This window comes from Natrinema altunense (assembly GCF_000731985.1).
Taxonomy (GTDB): Archaea; Halobacteriota; Halobacteria; order Halobacteriales; family Natrialbaceae; genus Natrinema; species Natrinema altunense.
The window spans coordinates 111,662-129,730 of the sequence record NZ_JNCS01000002.1 but is presented as its reverse complement, the minus strand read 5'-3'; the positions used below and the strand labels follow the sequence as shown (position 1 = coordinate 129,730).

19 protein-coding genes are annotated in these 18,069 nt (G+C 65.0%); 10 read left to right on the top strand and 9 right to left on the bottom strand.

The window, feature by feature from the left end:
* Nucleotides 1-52 precede the first annotated feature (52 nt).
* Nucleotides 53-487, top strand: a complete 435-nt coding sequence (locus ALTAJ2_RS04875) for an SRPBCC family protein (RefSeq protein ID WP_007108123.1) — start codon at nucleotides 53-55, stop codon at nucleotides 485-487.
* Nucleotides 488-514: 27 nt separating this feature from the next.
* On the top strand, nucleotides 515-1,363 hold the full coding sequence (locus tag ALTAJ2_RS04870; protein WP_007108122.1) for a carbon-nitrogen family hydrolase: 849 nt from the start codon (nucleotides 515-517) through the stop codon (nucleotides 1,361-1,363).
* A 393-nt stretch (nucleotides 1,364-1,756) separates the two neighbouring features.
* Here ALTAJ2_RS04870 and glmU read toward each other — a convergent pair whose 3' ends face one another.
* Entirely contained in the window at nucleotides 1,757-2,938 is a 1,182-nt protein-coding gene (gene glmU, locus ALTAJ2_RS04865; protein WP_007108121.1) for a bifunctional sugar-1-phosphate nucleotidylyltransferase/acetyltransferase, read from the bottom strand.
* Between the two features lie 422 nt (nucleotides 2,939-3,360).
* On the opposite strand from glmU, the gene ALTAJ2_RS19585 reads away from it, so the two are divergent.
* The gene (locus ALTAJ2_RS19585; RefSeq protein WP_006185338.1) at nucleotides 3,361-3,534 is read left to right on the top strand and encodes a hypothetical protein; all 174 of its coding nucleotides are present in this window, start codon (nucleotides 3,361-3,363) and stop codon (nucleotides 3,532-3,534) included.
* Nucleotides 3,535-3,757: 223 nt separating this feature from the next.
* Here the strand turns inward: ALTAJ2_RS19585 and ALTAJ2_RS04860 are convergent, their stop codons facing one another.
* On the bottom strand, nucleotides 3,758-4,567 hold the full coding sequence (locus tag ALTAJ2_RS04860; RefSeq protein WP_007108120.1) for an RIO1 family regulatory kinase/ATPase domain-containing protein: 810 nt from the start codon (nucleotides 4,565-4,567) through the stop codon (nucleotides 3,758-3,760).
* Between the two features lie 154 nt (nucleotides 4,568-4,721).
* On the opposite strand from ALTAJ2_RS04860, the gene ALTAJ2_RS04855 reads away from it, so the two are divergent.
* Nucleotides 4,722-6,014, top strand: coding sequence for a DUF7544 domain-containing protein (locus tag ALTAJ2_RS04855; protein ID WP_007108119.1), 1,293 nt, complete (start codon nucleotides 4,722-4,724; stop codon nucleotides 6,012-6,014).
* An 88-nt stretch (nucleotides 6,015-6,102) separates the two neighbouring features.
* Here the strand turns inward: ALTAJ2_RS04855 and ALTAJ2_RS04850 are convergent, their stop codons facing one another.
* The 3 genes from ALTAJ2_RS04850 to ALTAJ2_RS04840 all read right to left on the bottom strand — a co-directional run bounded on the left by ALTAJ2_RS04850 (nucleotide 6,103) and on the right by ALTAJ2_RS04840 (nucleotide 9,580).
* Nucleotides 6,103-6,915: a DUF6517 family protein gene (locus tag ALTAJ2_RS04850; RefSeq protein WP_007108118.1), complete on the bottom strand. Its 813-nt coding sequence runs from the start codon at nucleotides 6,913-6,915 to the stop codon at nucleotides 6,103-6,105.
* Nucleotides 6,916-7,042: 127 nt separating this feature from the next.
* On the bottom strand, nucleotides 7,043-8,299 hold the full coding sequence (locus ALTAJ2_RS04845) for a Glu/Leu/Phe/Val family dehydrogenase (protein ID WP_007108117.1): 1,257 nt from the start codon (nucleotides 8,297-8,299) through the stop codon (nucleotides 7,043-7,045).
* A 606-nt stretch (nucleotides 8,300-8,905) separates the two neighbouring features.
* The gene (locus tag ALTAJ2_RS04840) at nucleotides 8,906-9,580 is read right to left on the bottom strand and encodes an HD domain-containing protein (protein WP_239647697.1); all 675 of its coding nucleotides are present in this window, start codon (nucleotides 9,578-9,580) and stop codon (nucleotides 8,906-8,908) included.
* A 297-nt stretch (nucleotides 9,581-9,877) separates the two neighbouring features.
* Between ALTAJ2_RS04840 and ALTAJ2_RS04835 the strand changes: the two genes are divergently transcribed.
* Nucleotides 9,878-11,164 (top strand): Cdc6/Cdc18 family protein, encoded by a 1,287-nt coding sequence (locus ALTAJ2_RS04835; RefSeq protein WP_007108115.1) that lies wholly within the window; start codon nucleotides 9,878-9,880, stop codon nucleotides 11,162-11,164.
* A gap of 274 nt (nucleotides 11,165-11,438) precedes the next feature.
* Here ALTAJ2_RS04835 and ALTAJ2_RS04830 read toward each other — a convergent pair whose 3' ends face one another.
* On the bottom strand, nucleotides 11,439-11,651 hold the full coding sequence (locus ALTAJ2_RS04830; RefSeq protein ID WP_007108114.1) for a hypothetical protein: 213 nt from the start codon (nucleotides 11,649-11,651) through the stop codon (nucleotides 11,439-11,441).
* A 437-nt stretch (nucleotides 11,652-12,088) separates the two neighbouring features.
* Between ALTAJ2_RS04830 and ALTAJ2_RS04825 the strand changes: the two genes are divergently transcribed.
* From ALTAJ2_RS04825 to ALTAJ2_RS04815, 3 genes are read left to right on the top strand one after another with little or no spacing between them, the layout of a single operon-like run.
* Nucleotides 12,089-12,310, top strand: a complete 222-nt coding sequence (locus tag ALTAJ2_RS04825) for a hypothetical protein (RefSeq protein WP_007108113.1) — start codon at nucleotides 12,089-12,091, stop codon at nucleotides 12,308-12,310.
* Nucleotides 12,307-12,927, top strand: coding sequence for a PH domain-containing protein (locus tag ALTAJ2_RS04820; protein WP_007108112.1), 621 nt, complete (start codon nucleotides 12,307-12,309; stop codon nucleotides 12,925-12,927). Before ALTAJ2_RS04825 ends, ALTAJ2_RS04820 begins: the two co-directional genes overlap by 4 nt.
* Nucleotides 12,905-13,549, top strand: a complete 645-nt coding sequence (locus ALTAJ2_RS04815) for a PH domain-containing protein (protein ID WP_007108111.1) — start codon at nucleotides 12,905-12,907, stop codon at nucleotides 13,547-13,549. The genes ALTAJ2_RS04820 and ALTAJ2_RS04815 overlap by 23 nt, the downstream gene beginning before the upstream one ends.
* 28 nt (nucleotides 13,550-13,577) lie before the next feature.
* Here ALTAJ2_RS04815 and ALTAJ2_RS04810 read toward each other — a convergent pair whose 3' ends face one another.
* On the bottom strand, nucleotides 13,578-13,928 hold the full coding sequence (locus ALTAJ2_RS04810) for a DUF5658 family protein (RefSeq protein ID WP_007108110.1): 351 nt from the start codon (nucleotides 13,926-13,928) through the stop codon (nucleotides 13,578-13,580).
* Between the two features lie 767 nt (nucleotides 13,929-14,695).
* Here ALTAJ2_RS04810 and ALTAJ2_RS04805 point away from each other — a divergent pair.
* Nucleotides 14,696-15,946 carry a hypothetical protein gene (locus tag ALTAJ2_RS04805; protein ID WP_007108109.1) on the top strand — a complete coding sequence of 417 codons (1,251 nt, stop codon included), beginning with the start codon at nucleotides 14,696-14,698 and terminating at the stop codon, nucleotides 15,944-15,946.
* A gap of 56 nt (nucleotides 15,947-16,002) precedes the next feature.
* Nucleotides 16,003-16,236 (top strand): hypothetical protein, encoded by a 234-nt coding sequence (locus tag ALTAJ2_RS04800; RefSeq protein WP_007108108.1) that lies wholly within the window; start codon nucleotides 16,003-16,005, stop codon nucleotides 16,234-16,236.
* Nucleotides 16,237-16,275: 39 nt separating this feature from the next.
* Here ALTAJ2_RS04800 and ALTAJ2_RS04795 read toward each other — a convergent pair whose 3' ends face one another.
* Nucleotides 16,276-17,145 (bottom strand): class 1 fructose-bisphosphatase, encoded by an 870-nt coding sequence (locus ALTAJ2_RS04795; protein ID WP_007108107.1) that lies wholly within the window; start codon nucleotides 17,143-17,145, stop codon nucleotides 16,276-16,278.
* 1 nt (nucleotide 17,146) lies between these two features.
* Nucleotides 17,147-17,941, bottom strand: a complete 795-nt coding sequence (locus ALTAJ2_RS04790; RefSeq protein ID WP_006185358.1) for a class I fructose-bisphosphate aldolase — start codon at nucleotides 17,939-17,941, stop codon at nucleotides 17,147-17,149.
* Between the last annotated feature and the right edge of the window lie 128 nt (nucleotides 17,942-18,069).

Below are 18,069 nucleotides of genomic sequence, written 5' to 3'. Positions count from 1 at the left end.
CGCTCGCACGCGGTCCACGGTCTTTTTATCCGACAACCGCACACGTAGGGGCATGACTGTACGGGTCGACCGGTCGTTCGACGTGGCGGCGTCGCCCGAGCGGGTCTGGGAGTTCATCGCCGATCCGGCGAACCGCGCGCGGGCGATCAGCGTCGTTCAGGAGTACACCGTCGACGATTCCGACGGCCGACGAGTAACCTGGCAGGTGGAACTGCCCATCCCGCTCGTGCGGAAAACCGTGACCGTCAACACGAAAGACGTCACGCGCAGACCGCCCGAGTACGTGAAATTCGTCGGCAAATCCAAAGTGATGGACGTGACCGGGGAACACGACATCGTCGACACCGAGGACGGCGCTTGCCTCGAGAATCACTTCGTCGTCGACGGCAAACTGCCGGGCGTCGAGAAGTTCTTCAAGCGGAATCTCGACGCCGAGCTTCGGAACCTCCAGCGCGCGCTCGAGCGGGACCTGCAGACGACACAGTAACGGTGGTGGGGCGGCGACTGTTGGGCCATGACGTTCGATACGGACGCCGCTGGTGCCGATAGCGGGGACGCACTGACGCTGGCGCTCGCACAGCTCCACATCGAGGCCGGCGAGGTCGAGGCGAACGTCGACCGGGCGCTCGAGGCGGTGTCGCGAGCCGCCGATCGCGGCGCGGACCTGGTCGCCTTGCCGGAACTGTTCACCGTGGGCTACTTCGCGTTCGATCTCTACGCGCGCAACGCGGAGCCGTTCGGGGGCGACACGTTCGGCCGGCTCCGGGAGGCGGCGGCCGATCACGGGATCGCGGTTCTCGCGGGCAGCATCGTCGAGGATCTGTCGGCGACCGAGCGCGTCGATACCCCCGCCGACGAGGGGCTCGCGAACACGTCCGCGCTGTTCGATGCCAACGGTGACCTGCAACTGATCTATCGCAAACACCACCTCTTCGGCTACGAATCCGCGGAATCGGAGCTGCTCGTTCCCGGCGAACGGATCGACACGGCGACGATCGGCGACGTCACCGTCGGGGTGACGACCTGTTACGACCTGCGGTTCCCCGAACTCTACCGGCGACTGGTCGACGACGGCGTCGAGTTGGTGCTCGTCCCCAGCGCGTGGCCCTATCCGCGCGTCGAACACTGGACGACGCTCTCGCGAGCCCGCGCGATCGAGAACCAGGCCTACGTGGCGACGATCAACGGGGCCGGGACGTTCGACGATGCCACGCTGTTGGGTCGCTCGAGCGTCTACGACCCCTGGGGCGTGTCGCTGGCCTCGAGCGGGGACGGGCCGGCGCTGGTCACGACCGAAATCGAACCGGAGACGGTCGCGACGGTCCGCGAGGAGTTCCCCGCGCTTCGAGACCGACGGCTGTAGTCGACGCCGATCCCACACCCTCGCCGACCGCTGACTTTTTATTTCGGCGCGCCATTGGTACGATCGCCGGCACAGGCGCTTTTCACGTCTCCCCGGCATTGCGCGTCGCTCCGGCCCGTCGCGCGCTCGGTTTCCCGCGGGAACCGAGCGACCACGCCCGCATCCGTCTCCTCGTCCCACCTTTCGCCTCGGTTCTCCCTTTCGACTGTCCTCCCCGAAGGGACTCGTCTCGGAACTGACTCCGTCCGGCGAGTTCGGAGACCGGTCCGACCCGACCGGGACGGGTTCGGCCGACTGCGTTTCCCTGTACAGCCGGTGTTTGCCGGGCAACGGGAACCCGAAGCTCTGGACCGAGCGGAGCGTGCCGATGCGGAGTGCGACGGTGACCGACGACTACCGATCCCGCTCGACGGTTTCGCCGGGCATGGTAGTCGCACCGGGCTCGAGTCGCAGTCCGGGCGTCAGACTCGTGTTGATGCCGGTCTTGACCCCGTCCCCGGCGACGACGCCGAACTTCCGGCGTCCCGTCGAGACGCGGTCGCCTTTGACGGTGAACTCGATCGCCGCGTCGTCGTGACGGAGGTTCGCCACGTTCGTCCCCGCGCCGACGTTGACGTCCCGACCCAGGACGCTGTCGCCGATGTACGAGAGGTGACTGACCGACGTCCCGCGCGAGACGACGCTGTTTTTGATTTCGACCGCGTGACCGATCTCCGCATCCCGGCCGATCAGCGTCGCGCCGCGGACGTAGGCGTTGGGCCCGACCTCCGCACCCTCGCGGATCAGGGCCGGCCCTTCGATCACGACGCCGGGTTCGACCGTCGCACCCGCCTCGACGACGACCTCACCCTCGAGATGGGCGTCGTCGCTCACGTCGCCGTCGATCCGGCCGTCGAGTTCGGCGAGGTGCCACTCGTTGGCCGCGAGTAACTCCCAAGGGCGACCGACGTCCAGCCACCGCTCGAGGGTCACCGGCGTCACGTCGTACTCGTCGATCACCCGCGCGACGACGTCGGTGATCTCGTGTTCACCGCGCTCGCTCGCGGGCACCGCGAGCCACTCTCGGGCCTCGGCCGGGAACGCGTAGGCTCCGGCGTTGGCGAGGTTCGTCGGCGGTTCGTCGGGCTTCTCGACGATCCCGGTGACGCTGCCGTCGGCGGTGCTGAGGACGCCGTAGTTGCGCGGCTCGTCGACCTCGATCGCACAGACGGCCGGACAGGCGTCGAACAACCGGTCGATCGCCGCCGGATCGTAGAGATTGTCGCCGTTGAGGACGGCGAAGGGACCCTCGAGAACGGGGCTGGCGGCGTCGACGGCGTCGGCGGTCCCGGCCTGTTCCTCCTGGACGGCGTAGGAGACCGGGACGCCCCGGTACTCGGGGCCGAAGTAGTCACGGACCGTCTCGCCCTCGTAGCCGATCACGAGGACGATTTCGTCGGCTCCAGCGTCGATCGCCGCGTCGACGGTGTGGGCCGCGAGCGGTCGGTCGGCGACCGGCAGCATGGGTTTCGGCACCGATTCCGACAGCGGTCGCATCCGCGTTCCCTGACCCGCCGCGAGAACGACTGCCTTCATGTACTCACCCCTTCCACGAAACGTCTGATAAGCGGTTCGTTCGCGAGTAGAAACTGAGAGTCCCGCGGTTCGACGGTCCTGACTGGGTAACTGGGCGTTATGATCCTGCCGACGGGGCCACGGGAGTCAGGGCTGTGTCACGACGGGTCAGTCCTCGTCGGTTGTGATGTCGGCCGACAGCCCCTGTGCCATCTCGATCTCCTTGGAGTTGTTCATGAGACGAAACGACGGGCGCAGTGAACATCTTGCTGGTGACTCCCACGCGCGGAGCGGTGGCGATATTCGACCCGCTCCCGTCGGGCGATCGACGGTCGATTCGGAGACCGAACGCCCGACGGCAACGCCAACGAACGTCCGTGTCAGGCACTCTCGGCCCCGTTCCGAATCGTGTTCGTTATCCGCCGGCGTCCCTGAAGACGCGTGTGACCTCCCCTGAACCCCGCACCGACGAGAGCCAGCCGCTGACGAGTCGCGGGTACCGCATCACCGTCGACGACGGCCGGGACTCGTTTTTCGCGATCTGCCTCGAGGAACCGGACAGCGAGACGGCCTGGATCATGTCGGATACGGTCCGGACGCTGGACGGCATGCGATAAGTCACACGCCGACTTCGAATCACAGCCGGGCCGGATACCGACCCCGGCGGCGGCCGGGCTATCCCGCCGCCGGTTCTCCTCCTCCTCGCTCGAGGCGCGCCCGGAGCATCCCTCCCGTCGTCGGTAAACGGTGCGCTCAGACATCGCCCGAACGCCACTCCGAGACAACCCGTAGTGCCTGGGCTGGCCTGTCAGTCGGTGACCGGTCCCCGTCCGGTTCGGATCATTCTCCGCCCAGATCGGCCGCCTTCTCGAGTTCGCTGCGCAAGGTCGTCGAGTCGAACTCGTGGTCGGGACGGAGCCGGACGAAGTCGAGGAACTCCCGCGCGGCGAGCAGCTGCGAGGGGTCGTAGGCGGTCGCGGCCGCGTCGACGGCTTCCCGCGGCCCGATCCGTGGCTCGAGAATGGCCAGCGCACAGGCCAGATCGTAGGCCGTCGTCTCGTCGACGCGGTCGTCGTGGACGCTGGTCGCGTCGATGAAGTAGAACTCGTCGTCACAGAGCAGGACGTTCTCAGCCCGTAGGTCGCCGTGGGCGAGCCCGTGCTCGTGGAGCGTCGCGAGCATCGCGAACAGTTCGGGCGCTCGCCGGGCGACCACGTCGTCGGAAACGTCGTCGAGCGACCGGAAGTCCGGGAGATACTCGAGGACGAGGACGCCCAGCCCGTTGACCTCGAAGGCGTCGATAGGTCGGGGCGCGTTGAGACCGATTTCCTGCATCCGTTCGGTCGCCGCGTACTCGTGTTCGACCATCTCGCGGGGCGTGTCGAACCGGTCGAAAAACCCCTCGGTGCCCGAGGAGAAGGCACCCACGTTCCGACCGGTCGTCAACACCGCGTGGACCAGGGCGTTCTGTCTGGAGACGATTTTGACGAACCACTCGTCGTCGATGACACACGGCGTCGACAACCAGTTGTCGGCCTCGAGAAACTCGACGCGGACCTCCTCGCGGTCGTAGCGATCCGCCAGCGTGCGGACGACACGCTCGATGCGGCTCCACTCGACCGATCCACGTGCGAGCCGGCGGATGTCCATAGGGGATCTGTCGACGGTCGGGGTTAAATGCCCCTCGAAGTGTTACCGGGGGAACGTATTCGATTTCGACCGGACGGGGCCGCGATCGTTTCGTGCCGGACGGGTCCGTCAGAACAGTAGTATTATCGCTGTGCCGATGCTAGCGTGGAGTACTATGGACGCCATCGACGATCTCGGGGACGCCATCGACGTTACCCGGAACCGGCTCACGCCGTTTCGAACGGGAACGTGGCTCAGGCTCGCGCTGATCGTCTTCTTCGTGAGTTCGCTCGGACTGGGCGGGCCGACGATCCCGGGCGGGGACACCGGGACAGTCACCGACGACCCGACGGTCGAAGAGCAGCCACAGGAACTCGGGGGAGTCGCCGGCGAGGAACTGCTCTTCTGGGTGCTCGCGATCGTCGCGATCGTCCTGTTACTCTGGCTGCTCTACGAGTTCATCAGCGCTGTCATGGAGTTCGTCTTCCTCGAGTCGCTTCGTTCGTCCGAGGTCCACGTGAGGCGCTATTTCTCCGCGAACCTCGGCAAGGGACTGTGGTTGTTCCTGTTCCGATTCGGTCTCCGGGTGCTGTTGGCGGTTGTCACCATCGCTCCGGCCGCGGTCCTCCTGCTCTCGATGGAATCGGGTCTCGACGGTTTTTCGATGGGGTTACTCTTACTCTACCTCCTCTACGTGATCGTCCTGGGCTTGCTCTACGTCATCGCGATGCGGTTTACCACCGAGTTCGTCGCGCCGATCATGCTACTGACGGATCGCGGCGTCCGCGACGGCTGGGGTCGGTTCTGGTCGACGATGACGGCGAACTGGAGCGACTACGTCGTCTACCTCCTGCTGGTTTGGATTCTCCAGTTCGTCATCGGCATCGCTGCCACGATCATCATCGGTCTCAGCGGGCTGCTGTTGGCGATCCCATTCGTGATCGTCGGCGTCCTGTTGGTGCTCGCGTTCGATGCGGCGGGACTCGTCCTGGCCATCCTGCTCGGCGTCGTCGGACTCGTCCTCTTTTTGCTCCTGGCGACGCTGCTCTACGTCCCGGTCGAGACATACTTCCGCTACTACGCGCTGTTGCTCCTCGGCGATACCGACGCCGATCTCGATCTCATCCCCGACCGACGCGGGGCGGTCCGCGGCGGCGGGCCGGTCGATGGCGGCGATCGCGGCGGCGGGAACGGTCCCGCCGGGTTCGGGGGCACCGATCCCGATACGGACCGCTCGAGCGACCGGCGCGGTGCGACTGGCTGGGACGATCCGAGCGGCCGGAATGACGACCGAGGCGACGCGAGTAGGTGGGACAGTCCGAGCGACTGGGACGACGACCGCGACAAGACAGGTGGGTGGAACGACGACCGCGACGAGACAGGGGGCTGGGACGACGACCACGACGATACCGAGTCTCGAGAGGATCAGTCGGACGACCGCGACGAGGACGACGATTACGGCTGGTAAGCAGCGGTTCCGTGGCTCGGCAACGGTCGAAACCGAGCGCCTCGACGGACCGCGAGGACGGTCGCGATTCGAACGCGCTCGGTCGAGATCAGCTAAGCAGGTCGTCGTCGCTCTCGTTGCCGTCGAGTTCGATGCTGCCGCTTCCGTCAAGAGTGTCACTGCCGCCGTCGTCGTGGGTGCTATCGTTTCCGCCCGTCACCTTGGCGTCGACGGTACTCTCGACTCCACCGCTGTCGGACCCCCCGTCGTCGCTCGAGGCACCCTCGTCCACGTCGGTAGTCACCGCCTCGGCGAGCAGCGTGGCGTTCGGGTCCTCCTGACGCTCGACGTACTCGGGATAGACGGCGATCGTCACGAGCAGGTCCTCGTCGGCCTCGACGGCCTCGGTGATGGCGATGATGACGGGTATGTCCGCGCCGTCGAACTCCGCGTCGGCGGTGAACTCCGACCGGGTCGTCGACTGCTCGAGGATCGTGATATCGGAATCTCCGTCGTGTGAGATGTTGTCAATTCCGTCGTAGTTGCTCCTGACGAGATCCATCAGTTCCTGCGTGGACATCTCCTCGACGGGGTTGAGTTCCTTACCGAAGATGCTCACCTGTGGCGTCGTCAGGACGTTGAACACGGCACCGCGTCGACTCCCGAGCGGCCCCATGTCGACGGCCTTCTCGTGTTTGGTCATGTGATTGGTGACCGTGACGGTCTCGTTCGTCGGTCCGACATCCCGATCGATGGAGAGCGCATCGATAGCGGACTGCTCGTAGCCCGTCTCCGCACGGGCGTCGGCCTCGACGCCGGCGGGTGACGATTCGTGTTCGGCCATCCCGAGCAGCCCGAGACAGCCCGACAAGCCGGCGAGGCCGGCCGCCCCGAGCCCCGCGACGACGGTTCGTCGATTCATTTCCCTACAGATGTCGATTCGGGTACCAAGTGCTTGTTGGATTCGTGATTGTTTGTCAATTGAGGGAAGTATCAGTGCCCGATTGTCGAGTTTCGATCGGTCGCGGCCGACGGCGACGGGTCCCGAATCAGGGCCAGCTACCGGCTTCCTCGAAGGCGTCGGCGACGCGCTGGATCGCGACGACGTACGCCGCGGTTCGTGGGTTCTCGAGGTCGTGGCGCTCGTAGGTCTCGACCAGCGCGTCGAACGCGTCGACGATGATCGCCTCGAGTTCCTCGTTGACGCGCTCTTCGTCCCAGTAGAAGCGCTGGCGGTTCTGGACCCACTCGAAGTACGACACCGTGACGCCGCCCGCGTTCGCGAGGATGTCCGGAACGACGAAGACGTCTTTCCCCTCGAGCACCTCGTCGGCGGCGGGCGTCAGCGGCCCATTGGCGGCTTCCGAGATGACATCCGCCTCGACGGCTTCGGCGAGGTCGGCGTCGATCGCGTTCTCGAGCGCCGCGGGGATCAGGAGGTCCACGTCGAGGGTGAGGACGTCGTCGTTGGTGAGTTCCGCCTCGCTGCCCGCGAAGCCGACGACGCTCCCGGTCTCGTTTTTGTACTCCTTCGCCGCGACCGGGTCGAAGCCGTCGGCGTTGTAGATGCCGCCGCTCGAGTCGCTGACGGCGACGACGGTCGCGCCCATCTCGTCGATCAGTTTGGCGGCGATCCAGCCGGCGTTGCCGTAGCCCTGCACCGCGACGGTCGCGCCCTCGAGATCCTTGTCGAGGTAGTCGAACGCTTCGCGAGCGGCGATAACGGTCGAGCGACCGGTCGCCTCCACGCGGCCTTCGCTACCGCCGGAGTCGAGTGCTTTGCCGGTGATGACGCCCGGTTCGGTCGTGTTCTCGAGGTTCTCGTAGGTGTCTTTGATCCAGTTCATTTCCCGCTGGCCCGTGTTCACGTCGGGCGCGGGAACGTCACGGTCCTCGCCGATCAGGGGACGCAACTCTTTGGCGAACGAGCGGGTGAGTCGCTCGAGTTCCGCTTCGGAGTAGTCGTCGGGATCGATGACGATGCCACCCTTGCCGCCGCCGAGGGGAATGTCAACGATCGCGGTCTTGTACGTCATCCAGCCCGACAGCGCTTTGACTTCGTCGCGGGAGACCTGCGGATGGTACCGAATCCCGCCCTTGTAGGGGCCGCGGTCCCCGTTGAACTGCGATCGAAAGGCTTCGAATCGCTCGAGGTTACCGTCGTCGCGTTCGATCGTGAGGTTCGTCTCGAGGACTCGTTCGGGGTGTTTGAGCCGCTCGATCACGTCGTCGCCGATGTCGAGGTACGCGGCGGCGTCGTCGATCTGCGATTGCAGACTTTCGAACGGGTTGGCTTCGTCGGACATGGCAGTAGGTTCCGAGGAAACCAAAATAAACGTGGCGATGCCCCTCATAGGTCATAAGTTCCAATATAAGGTATCCAGGTTTGATTATATAATGGATGCCTGTCGTAACGGCAGCCGGCCTCCGAACGACGATACTGCATCGACGACAACGACGGAAGCGACCGCCCTCGAGCGGGATGGACCAGCATGGTGACGGACACCCCTCGTTCAGAGTGAAACCCGGTCGGCACACGTGTGGTGACGTCGATGTCTCGATCGGCCACGGGACGTGAAATCGTCCCACCCCCGGTTCAGACTGAAACGCAGTCGCCGAAACCGGACCGCTTTCAGTCTGAACGAGGGGTGGGGAGACGGGTATCGGTCTCCCGGAGTGGACGACGGGGCCCACACCCCCTGTTCAGAGTGAAAAGCAGCTGAACGGAGGTGGGGTTGGTGGACTGGCAGGCGGTACTGACATAGGGACCAGTTCGGTCGGTGGACTCGTACGAAGGACCTCCGCACCGCAGTTCAGTTCTTTGCCGCACTACAATCCAGTTCCTCAACTTGATTTTGGGTTCGATTCCGATTTTCCATCAGCTCTACGGATTGTTCCTCCATATCTGCGGATTATTCCGTCGATTCGGTGCGGTATTCCGTCAGTTCGATGTCGATTTCGTTCGCAAACTGTGTGAAGAACGCATCCATGAAACGCCAGCGAGACGTTCCAAGGCGGCGTCCAGATGGCGTATACAACTGCTCTAACCGCTCTTCTGCCCAGTCCCGAAGGAGAGTAATATCCGGGAGTTCCGAGGAAACTTCCCCGTCGACTGCCGGGGTATCGATCACCGCGTACGTCTCGCCTGCGCGTCCCGATCTCTCGCCGACGATACAGGCCATTCGAACGAGACCGACCGCGCCGGTCGCTTCCAGTTTATCCGCGTCGAAGAGTACCTCCGCCTCGAGCGTTTCCGGCTTCGGGGAGTAAGACCGAACGCTGTGCGTTCGAAGACAGTGCTGGATCGCATCGATTCGATCAGTTGCCACCGCTTCGGCCTCGAGCAGGGCTTTCCCTTCCGTTGGGGCCCATTCGCCGTGGTTTTCGATTATCCCACGTCGCTCCAGTGGGTGGCCGATGTCGTGTAACCACGCCGCTGCAGTCAGTACAGCTCTATCGACGGGTCGCTCGTGCTCGTCCGCCACTCGATTGGATAGAGCACAAATCCGGTTGGCATGGAACTGATCGTGTGCCGGGAGAGCGTCGTCGTAATACGGTAGCGATAGCGCTCGAGCGAGGGGGCCCAACTCCTAGTTCATAGCAAATCCGAACCATCCGGATATTATAAACCCCATATTCAGTTGACAGCACGAAGACCGGTGGCCGTCAGCCGGCAGTACGGAAACCGGTAGCTGCCGATGTCGATCGATTTCAGTCTGCACGAGGGGCTGGGCCCTCGTCCGACAGGACTTCAGTCTGCATCCGGCAACGTCTCCGAGAACCGCGAACCCGTCCGGGAACGGCTACGGACGGTCGCTACCCGGCCCTTATCAGTCTGAACTACCTTCCATAGTTTTATAACGAGTGTCTCCCAGAACAGAACTATGGCTGAGCAGACGGGTGGGGACCCGCTCTTCGAATCTCACGACCCCATCTTCGATCGAAAGGAACTCCTCCACGTCGGTCACGTGCCCGACGAGGACCGGATCGTCGGGCGCGATGACGAGATCCAGTCCGTCGCCGCCGAAGTCGGTGCCATCACGCGAGGTGATCCCCCGAACAACGTGATGATCTACGGGAAGACCGGCACCGGAAAGAGCCTCATCTCCCGGCACGTCGCGACGCGGGCCCAAGACGCCGCGCAGGGCAACGACATCGACTGTGGTGTTCTCTACGTCGACTGTTCTGAGGCGAACACGGAAACCCGGACGACGCGACAGTTGGCCCTGAGTCTGAAAGAGCAAACCGAGTACCAACAGAACATCCCGCTTCGGGGGGTCGGGACCATGGAATACTACCAGCATATCTGGGGCATTCTCGAGGACTGTTTCGACGCGGTCATCGTCATCTTAGACGAGATCGACAAACTCGACAACAGCAATATCTTGATGCAACTCTCCCGCGCTCGCGAGGCGCGAAAGACCGACGCCTACATCGGCGTCATCGGGATCAGCAACAAGGTCCAGTATCGTGAGACGCTCGACGAACGCATCGATAGCAGCTTCGGCCATCGGGAACTGTTCTTCCATCCGTACGACGCCTCGCAGCTCCGCGAGATCATGCGCAATCGCGAGGACGCCTTTCAGCCCGACGTTCTTGAGGACGGAACGATCGAACTCTGTGCCGCTCTCGCGGCCAAGAAACATGGCGACGCGCGGAAGGCGATCGAGATCCTCAAGGAAGCCGGCGAACTCGCCCGACGCATCGGTAGCGAGACGGTTTCGGAGGACCACATCCAGCAGGCCCAGGAGGTTGCCGAAATCAATCGCATCGAGGAACTCACCAGCGGGGCGACCGTCCACGCGAAACTCGCCCTGTACGCGCTCGCGAGTTGCATCATCACCGGCGATCGGGAGACGTACAAGACGCGAGAAGTGTACGAGCGCTACGTCGGGATCTGCGAACTGGTCGCCACCGATCCGATCACCGAGAACGGACTCTACCGACAGTTAAAAGAACAGGCGTTTCTGGGCGTCATCGAATCCGAGAAGACCGGTGGCGGACGATCACAGGGGAGTTACCTCTTACACCGTCTCGTAACCGATCCGAAACACATCGTCAAGGCGGTTCGTCGGGACGCCTCGCTCGAGGATCTCCCGACGTACGACCGACTCCGCGAGACCAGTCCATCGACGGGAAACCGTGATACCGATCTCACCAGCTTCTCGTGAGGGAACTGGCCTCGATACCGGGGTCGGTCTCGAGAGAGGGGTAGTCCGAAAGTGGGGTAGTCCCGAGAGAGGGGGCAGCCCGAAGGCGGGGACAATACCTTAACTGAGCCGGCCCCGGCACCGGAATTGCCACCGTAACCGAAGCAGCGAACGGTGGGGGCACCCTCGCACCCACGCTTTCACTCTGAATCGGGGGTGGGGGCCCCATGGATCGAAACGAACCGGGCAGTCGGTCTCGAATCGGACGTCGCGATAGAAGGCCGTAGATCTCCGGTTACGCTGGTTCGACGAGTTCGGACCGGTCCCGGGACCGGCGGTCGACGACGGAGCCGCAGTCGGTACAGACGAGCAGTCGCTCGTCGCCGACGGTCGTGGTCTCCCAGTCGCCGGAGATCGGACTCTCGTGGTCACACTCCGGACAGAAGAGGACGGCTTTTCGCTGCACTGGCGGCGGATACGAATCGTCGTGACACGTGTCGGTTGTCATTGCTGCCAGTAGGGGTTCGACGTGAATAGGAGTTGCGTGAGACGATTGCCCGTGCCGAACTGTCGCCGTCCTCGGCAGCCCCAGTCGACTCAGCGCTTCGGTTATTCCGTCGACATTCATCCCGTCGAGACGATCATCTCGTCGGGGAAAACGGTCTTACGGAACGTCGCGTTTCATACTGCATCCCGGCAGGCGGTGGCGCGCACTGGACCGCGGTGAGCGAGCGGCGAACCGCGGTCCGATCATGTGCGAGGGATGAGTGAGCGACCGGGGGGAGCGAACGAATCGGTTGGGGAGGGTGTGGCGATCCCCTGTAACTTTGACCGTCCTATGCGTGCGTTGGCCCCTTTTAGACGTCTCGACCCCTTTCAAGGTTCTCGATCGATACTTCTCGAGGGAGAGACACGTTTTTGTGTACACTGCGCCACTCCGAACGTATGAGCGAACTGAACGACGAGGCGTTGCCGGTCGACGAGACGGTCGGACACGAGCGCCGACGGCCGATCTCCGAGAGCGACGGGCAGGGCTGCCGTGGGCCGTCCACGACCAAGCGGCTACCGCACCCCCGCACAGAATTCGCGACCGACACCATCGGCTGGGCCGTCCGCCCGCTGACGTGCGAGCAGGCTGCCGCGGACGGGGGCGGGGCAGAGTCGTGACGACCGCCGAAACCGCGGCCGGAGACGCCGAGGTGGACCTCGCGTGGCTCTCGCTGGACGACGACGAGACGGTGATCTGGGCCGGCGGCCCGGACCGGCGAACGCTCATCCCGGCGTTCGTGGTCGGGCTCCCGCTTTCGATCGTCCTGATCGGACTCGTCATCATCGCCAGCGAGTACCTCCGCGTGACGAACACCCACTACGTCGTGACGAACCGCGCGCTGTACGAGAAAACGGGGGTGCTCTCGCGGGACGTCAAGCGGATCGAACACGGCAAGGTGCAGGACATCTCCTACAGCCAGAGCGCCCTGGGGACGCACTTCGGCTACGGAACCGTCGAGGTCAGTACCGCCGGCGGCTCCGGCGTCGAAATGGCGTTCAAATCGGTTCCCGATCCGAGGGCCGTCCAACAGCACATCAGCGACCGGATCAAACGCGAGCGCGGCGACTCCGGGACCGACCGGACGACAGACGACGTGCTCGAGGAGATCCTCACCGAACTCCGAGCGATTCGGGCGGCCGTTGACGGCGACGGCAACGGGGGCGGTCGATCCACCGTCGAGACCGGCGCGACCGACGACCACCACTACGAGTATGACGAGGACCAGTCCGTCTGAGCCCGACGCGGGATCGGAAGCGAGATCGAAAGCGAGTGCCGAGAGCACGCCACACTCCGGGGATTCCGCCGCGTCCGTTCCGCCGTGGCTGCCGCTCGAGGAGGGCGACCGCGTCCGTTGGCAGGCTGGTCCGCGAGTTCAGACCGTCGTCCCGTGGGCCGTCGTGGCCCTCGTCGGAACGGTGCTCCTTCTGGCCGCCGTCGCCGTCGAGTGGTTGCCGATCCTCGCGGTCGTCGGCGTCCCGGCCGTCCTCGCACCGGCGCTGTGGCAGTACGCCCGCGTCTCGCAAACGGCGTTCGTCGTCACGGACGGGGTCGCCGCCACGCGGCGCGGCGTCCTCGGGCGAACGGTCCGGATCGTCTCCCTCGAGCGGGTCCAGAACACGACCGTCGAACAGGATCCGGTGGGTCGCTACGTCGGGTACGGGACCGTCACGATCGAGACCGCGGGTGGCTCACTGCTTCGGTTCCGGAATATCGAGCGGCCGGGCGAGATTCGCGACCGACTCGAGGCGGAACGCGACCGACTGACCGGTAGCGAGGTCCCGGGGGGACGCGACCAGTGGGAGGCGGTCCTCGCCGAGGTCCGGGCGTGGCGACGCGCCCTCGAACACGATGCGTAGCCGGCGCGCCGGTCGACGGGGATCGCAGTCAGAGCGCGCTCGAGATCGCATACACGTTGAGAACGGTGGCGGCCAGCCACGGCACTGCGAGGCCAGCCGGCACGATCGGGCGGTACTTGTGCTCGAGGAGGAGTCGACAGATCAGTCCGACACCGACCGCGAAGGCCTTCAGGGCGAGCATGCCGGCCAGGCCGTGGCCCTCGATCGCCCCGCGAGCCGCCGGGTTCGATTCGGAGAGTCCGATACGGAGACCGACGAACGTCGTGACGATGTCGGCGGCCAACGCCAGGACGACGACACCCCAGAGCAGTCGCTCGAGGTCGACCGGCGTCACGTCGCCCGGGAGGCGGTGGCGCAGGAACGCACCCTCGGAACTCATAGGCTCCCCGCCGGAGTCGAACCGGACCGTCGCACCCCAGAGAGCACGCGTCGGTTCGCTCACGCGGGGTATTGTTATGCCAGGCGTAGGATGTCCCGGGTCTCGAGTAAGTACTCGTAACTTCCGACCCGGTCGCTCGACGCGAGCGAGACGGGACGACAGACAGCGGCGGACGATCGGAGACTCGTATCGCGTTCCCATCCGGTAGGGACGCCCCGATGTCTTCGTCGACATGGAATCGGGCGGTCGGTTTGCCGTCCGAAATCGGCGGTGCATGGAGAGTAAGAACATATTGAACGATTCGGAGACGACTTCCGCGCCTCCGTCGGCGGCGTCTGGAACGATCAGCAACCCGTAATCGGAACGTAACTCGAGCGACGGGCCGTCGTCGACCCCGTCGGTGGACGGACGGGACTCGACGGCGATCGGAACGGAGGAACGAGCGGCCGGTTCGCGCCCGTGGGTTGCCGCTAATCACGGCGTTCGCCGCGAGGAATGAGGATCGCGGTCGCGGCGCGGACCGACCGATCGACCGTGTTCGTCTCCGTGATCACCGGCACGGAGACGACGCGTACTGGGACGGGGACCGACACGAACGCTCGGGTGCAGTTGGACAGCCATTATAGTGCGGTCCCGGGTCGGAAGCGTACTCGGAGAGCGGTCGTCGGTCCGCTCGAACGGGGCGCGACCGGCGTCGTTCCGGGGGACGATATCCTCGGCGGCACCTGCAGGCAGAACCGCTTTACTTCGATTTGTCGTTCCCTGCAATGGTTATCGATCCCGTGTCCGTGCACAGACGCGTTGGCGGAACGGGGCGCACCGCGACCGAACACCTGCAACGCGGCATGTTGGAAGTCAGCACCGAGCGTCTCGTCCGGCGACTCGGGACGCTTCGCGACCGGGTCGAAACGGGAATGGACCGGCGGGAGTTCCTGCGAACCGTCGTCAGTGGCGGGTTCGCCGTCGGGATGGCCCAGTGGCTCGGCGTCGACGATTTCCTCGCCGCGGACGACGGCGAGGTCCCCGTCGTCACCGCCCTCGTCAGGGACGACCCCGACGATCCGTGGTCCGTTCGGGAACGGACGCGCCTCGTCCCCGCCGAGTGGTACGCCGCGGTCGAAAAGGCCTTCGAGCTAAACGACCTGCTCGCCCGAACGGCGTTCACCGGCTACCTCGGCAGTGCGGTCGTTCCGGGGGACTATGAGAGCGGTACCGCGACCGTCTCCGTCGGTCTCTCGAGCGACGGTCACTCTCTCACCGAAATGCTCGGCGAGGTGGCAGCGGGGATCGACATCGACGCCGAGACGATCATCGATGTCGAGGAGATTCAGGACGGACCCGAGTCCCGGGAGCCGACCTTCGTCGACGCCGCGATCGACGGCGGCGTTCCGAGCGGCGTCGCCTGCGAAACCCCGTCGAGCATGGCCACGCTCGGGCCGGCACTGTACGACCCCGACAGCCGGCAGCGGTTCTTCGTGACGGCCGACCACGCCTTCGGCGAGGAGCACGACGCGGCCGACGATGCCCTCCTGTTGCCCCGGGCGGGCGACGATCCCGTCGAACTGGGAACCGTCGTCCGCTACCACCCGGTCGAAGACGTCGCCGCGGTCGAACCCAACGGCTGGCTCGAGCCCACGAGCAGGATCGCAGCACCGTCACAACCCCGCGTGCGCGGCCAGTTCACCAAGTTCGGACTGGCCGATCTCGTCGCTCGCGACGAGGAACTCGAGAAGGTCGGTGCCCTGAGCGGCCACACGACGGGGAAGATCCAGGGTATCGACGCGGTCACCTGCTTCACCGACGATTTCTGTCGCCACGGACAGATCCGGTGGGGCGGCGAGATGGATTTGACCGACGGCGACAGCGGCTCCGTGAGCTACCACCGTGACCCCGACGGCGAGGACGGCGACGTGCTCGTCGCCGGGTTCAACAACGCCCGCACCTGGTGGCCCGGACAGAGCTACGTCTGGGGCGTCGGTGCCTATCGACTGACCGAGAACCATGGCTATCACTTCTAACCGCCGTCGGCCGCCACGGTTGCGGACGACCGACCGATCGCGACCCCCAGTTGAAAATGAGTAACGACACCCAACGATCCGCTCGTTCCGGCCGCGGTCTCGTCCGGACTGTCGCGAGCGGTCTCCTCAGGATTTTCGCTGACTTGCTCGCCATCTCGCTGTGGGTACTGTTTCTGACGCTGTTGTTCCTCGAGACCGGCTGGCCCCGCTGGGCGTTCTACGCGCTGCTCGTGGTCGGCGTCGGGGGGTACGTGACCGTGACGGCGGCCTGGACGGGAGACGGCGACTAGTACCAGCCGGAACCAGCAAACGGCCCCCGGCCGCAGCGACTACGCGAGCGCCGCCTCGAGCCGGTCGATCAACTCGTCGTTCCCGACGTGGAGCGGCGTCCGGTCGTGGAGGGCGTCGGGCTCGACGGTGAGCAGCGACTGCGTCCCGTTCGAGGAGCGCCCGCCGGCCCGCTCGACGACGTAGCCGATCGGGTTCCCCTCGAACTGGAGTCGGAGTTTGCCCTCCGGTCGGGACTCGAGGGCGGGGTAGCCGAAGGTGCCGCCGTAGGTGAGCACCTGGTTGACGTCGCCGATCAGCGCGCCGCCGTAGCGGAGTTTGAGTTCCGATTCGATCTCGCGGGCGTACGCGCGGAAGTCGTCGGGCCAGTCGGGAACGCGACCGCCGAAACCGTAGACGACCGGCTCCGCGGGGATGGTGAGATCGCGCTCGACGACCGTTCGCTCGCCGCCGGAGAGTTCGTACTCGGTGACGGTCTCGTCGGTCGCGAGCACCATCGTCGTGATCGGGCCGTAGAGGACGAACCCGGCGGCGACGAGCGCGTCGCCGCGGGCCGGAAGCGCGGCGTCGTAGACCCCGAAGATCGTCCCCATCGTGTTGTTTGACGTGAGGTTCGAAGAGCCGTCGAGCGGGTCGACCGCGACGGCGTACGCGTCGGTCGTCGCGGGATCGTCGCCGCAGTCGACGACCGCGGCGCGTTCCTCGCTGGCGTACTGACCGATGCCGCCGATCCCGGTGAGACGATCGCCGAGCAGTTCGTCGGCCCAGACGTCGGCCTCGGCCTGCGTCTCGCCGCTGGGGTTCTCCTCGTCGACCGTCCCGCGGCGTCCGATCAGCCCCTGCCGGATCTCGGTCGCCGACCGGCCGATCGTCGCCACGACGGTCTCGACGACTGGGTCGGACACCGTCATCCTATTCGGTCGCCTCGAGCGCGGCGTCGGCGGTCGCCTCCTCGTAGATGACGTCCTCGAGCGCGTCGAGGATTCGGGTCGGGTCCTCGCGCTGCCAGATGTTGCGGCCGACCGCGAGCCCGCTCGCGCCGGCGGTGATGGCGGCCTCGACGGTCGAACAGAAGTCGTAGTCGGACGTCTTCGAGCCGCCGCTCATGACGACTTTCATGTCACCCGCGGCCTTGCAGGCGTGTTCCATCGCGTCGGCGCTGCCGGGGTACTTGACCTTCGCGATGTCGGCACCGACCTCGAGAGCGATACGGGTCGCATAGGAAATCGTCCCGGGTTTGGTGTCGTTTTTGAGCCCCTGGCCGCGGGGGTAAGACCACATGACGACCGGGAGGTCGTACTCGCGGGCTTTCTCCTGTACCCGACGGAACTCCTCGTACATTTCGACCTCGTGGTTCGAGCCGCTGTAGACGGTAAAGCCGACCGCATCGGCGCCGAGTTCGGCCGCGTAGTCGACCGAGCAGTTGATCGCGGAATCGGGCTCGCCCATCCACATGTTCGACGTCCCGTTGAGCTTCAGGAGGAGATTGACGTCGTCCTCGTAGCTGGGGTAGTATCCCTCTGCGATCCCCTTCTGGACGGCCATGGTGGTGACGGCGTCGTGAGTTGCCGTCTCGAAGACCGTCGCCGGATCGAGTTTCTCCGGTACTTCCTCGAAGTCGACCGGGCCGTGCTCTAACCCGTGGTCCATCGCCAGAATCAGTGACTTGCCGTCGCGAACGATCGGAGAGTCGTCGATCGGAATCATCTGTTAGACGGTCCAACGGGTCGCTATAAATCTCTGATGGTCCGTGTTATCGAAATTGAGTATAAAAGTAGTAATTGATGCGATTTCGACCGACGAACGTGATGAGCGGCTGACTTATCGGGCCGGAA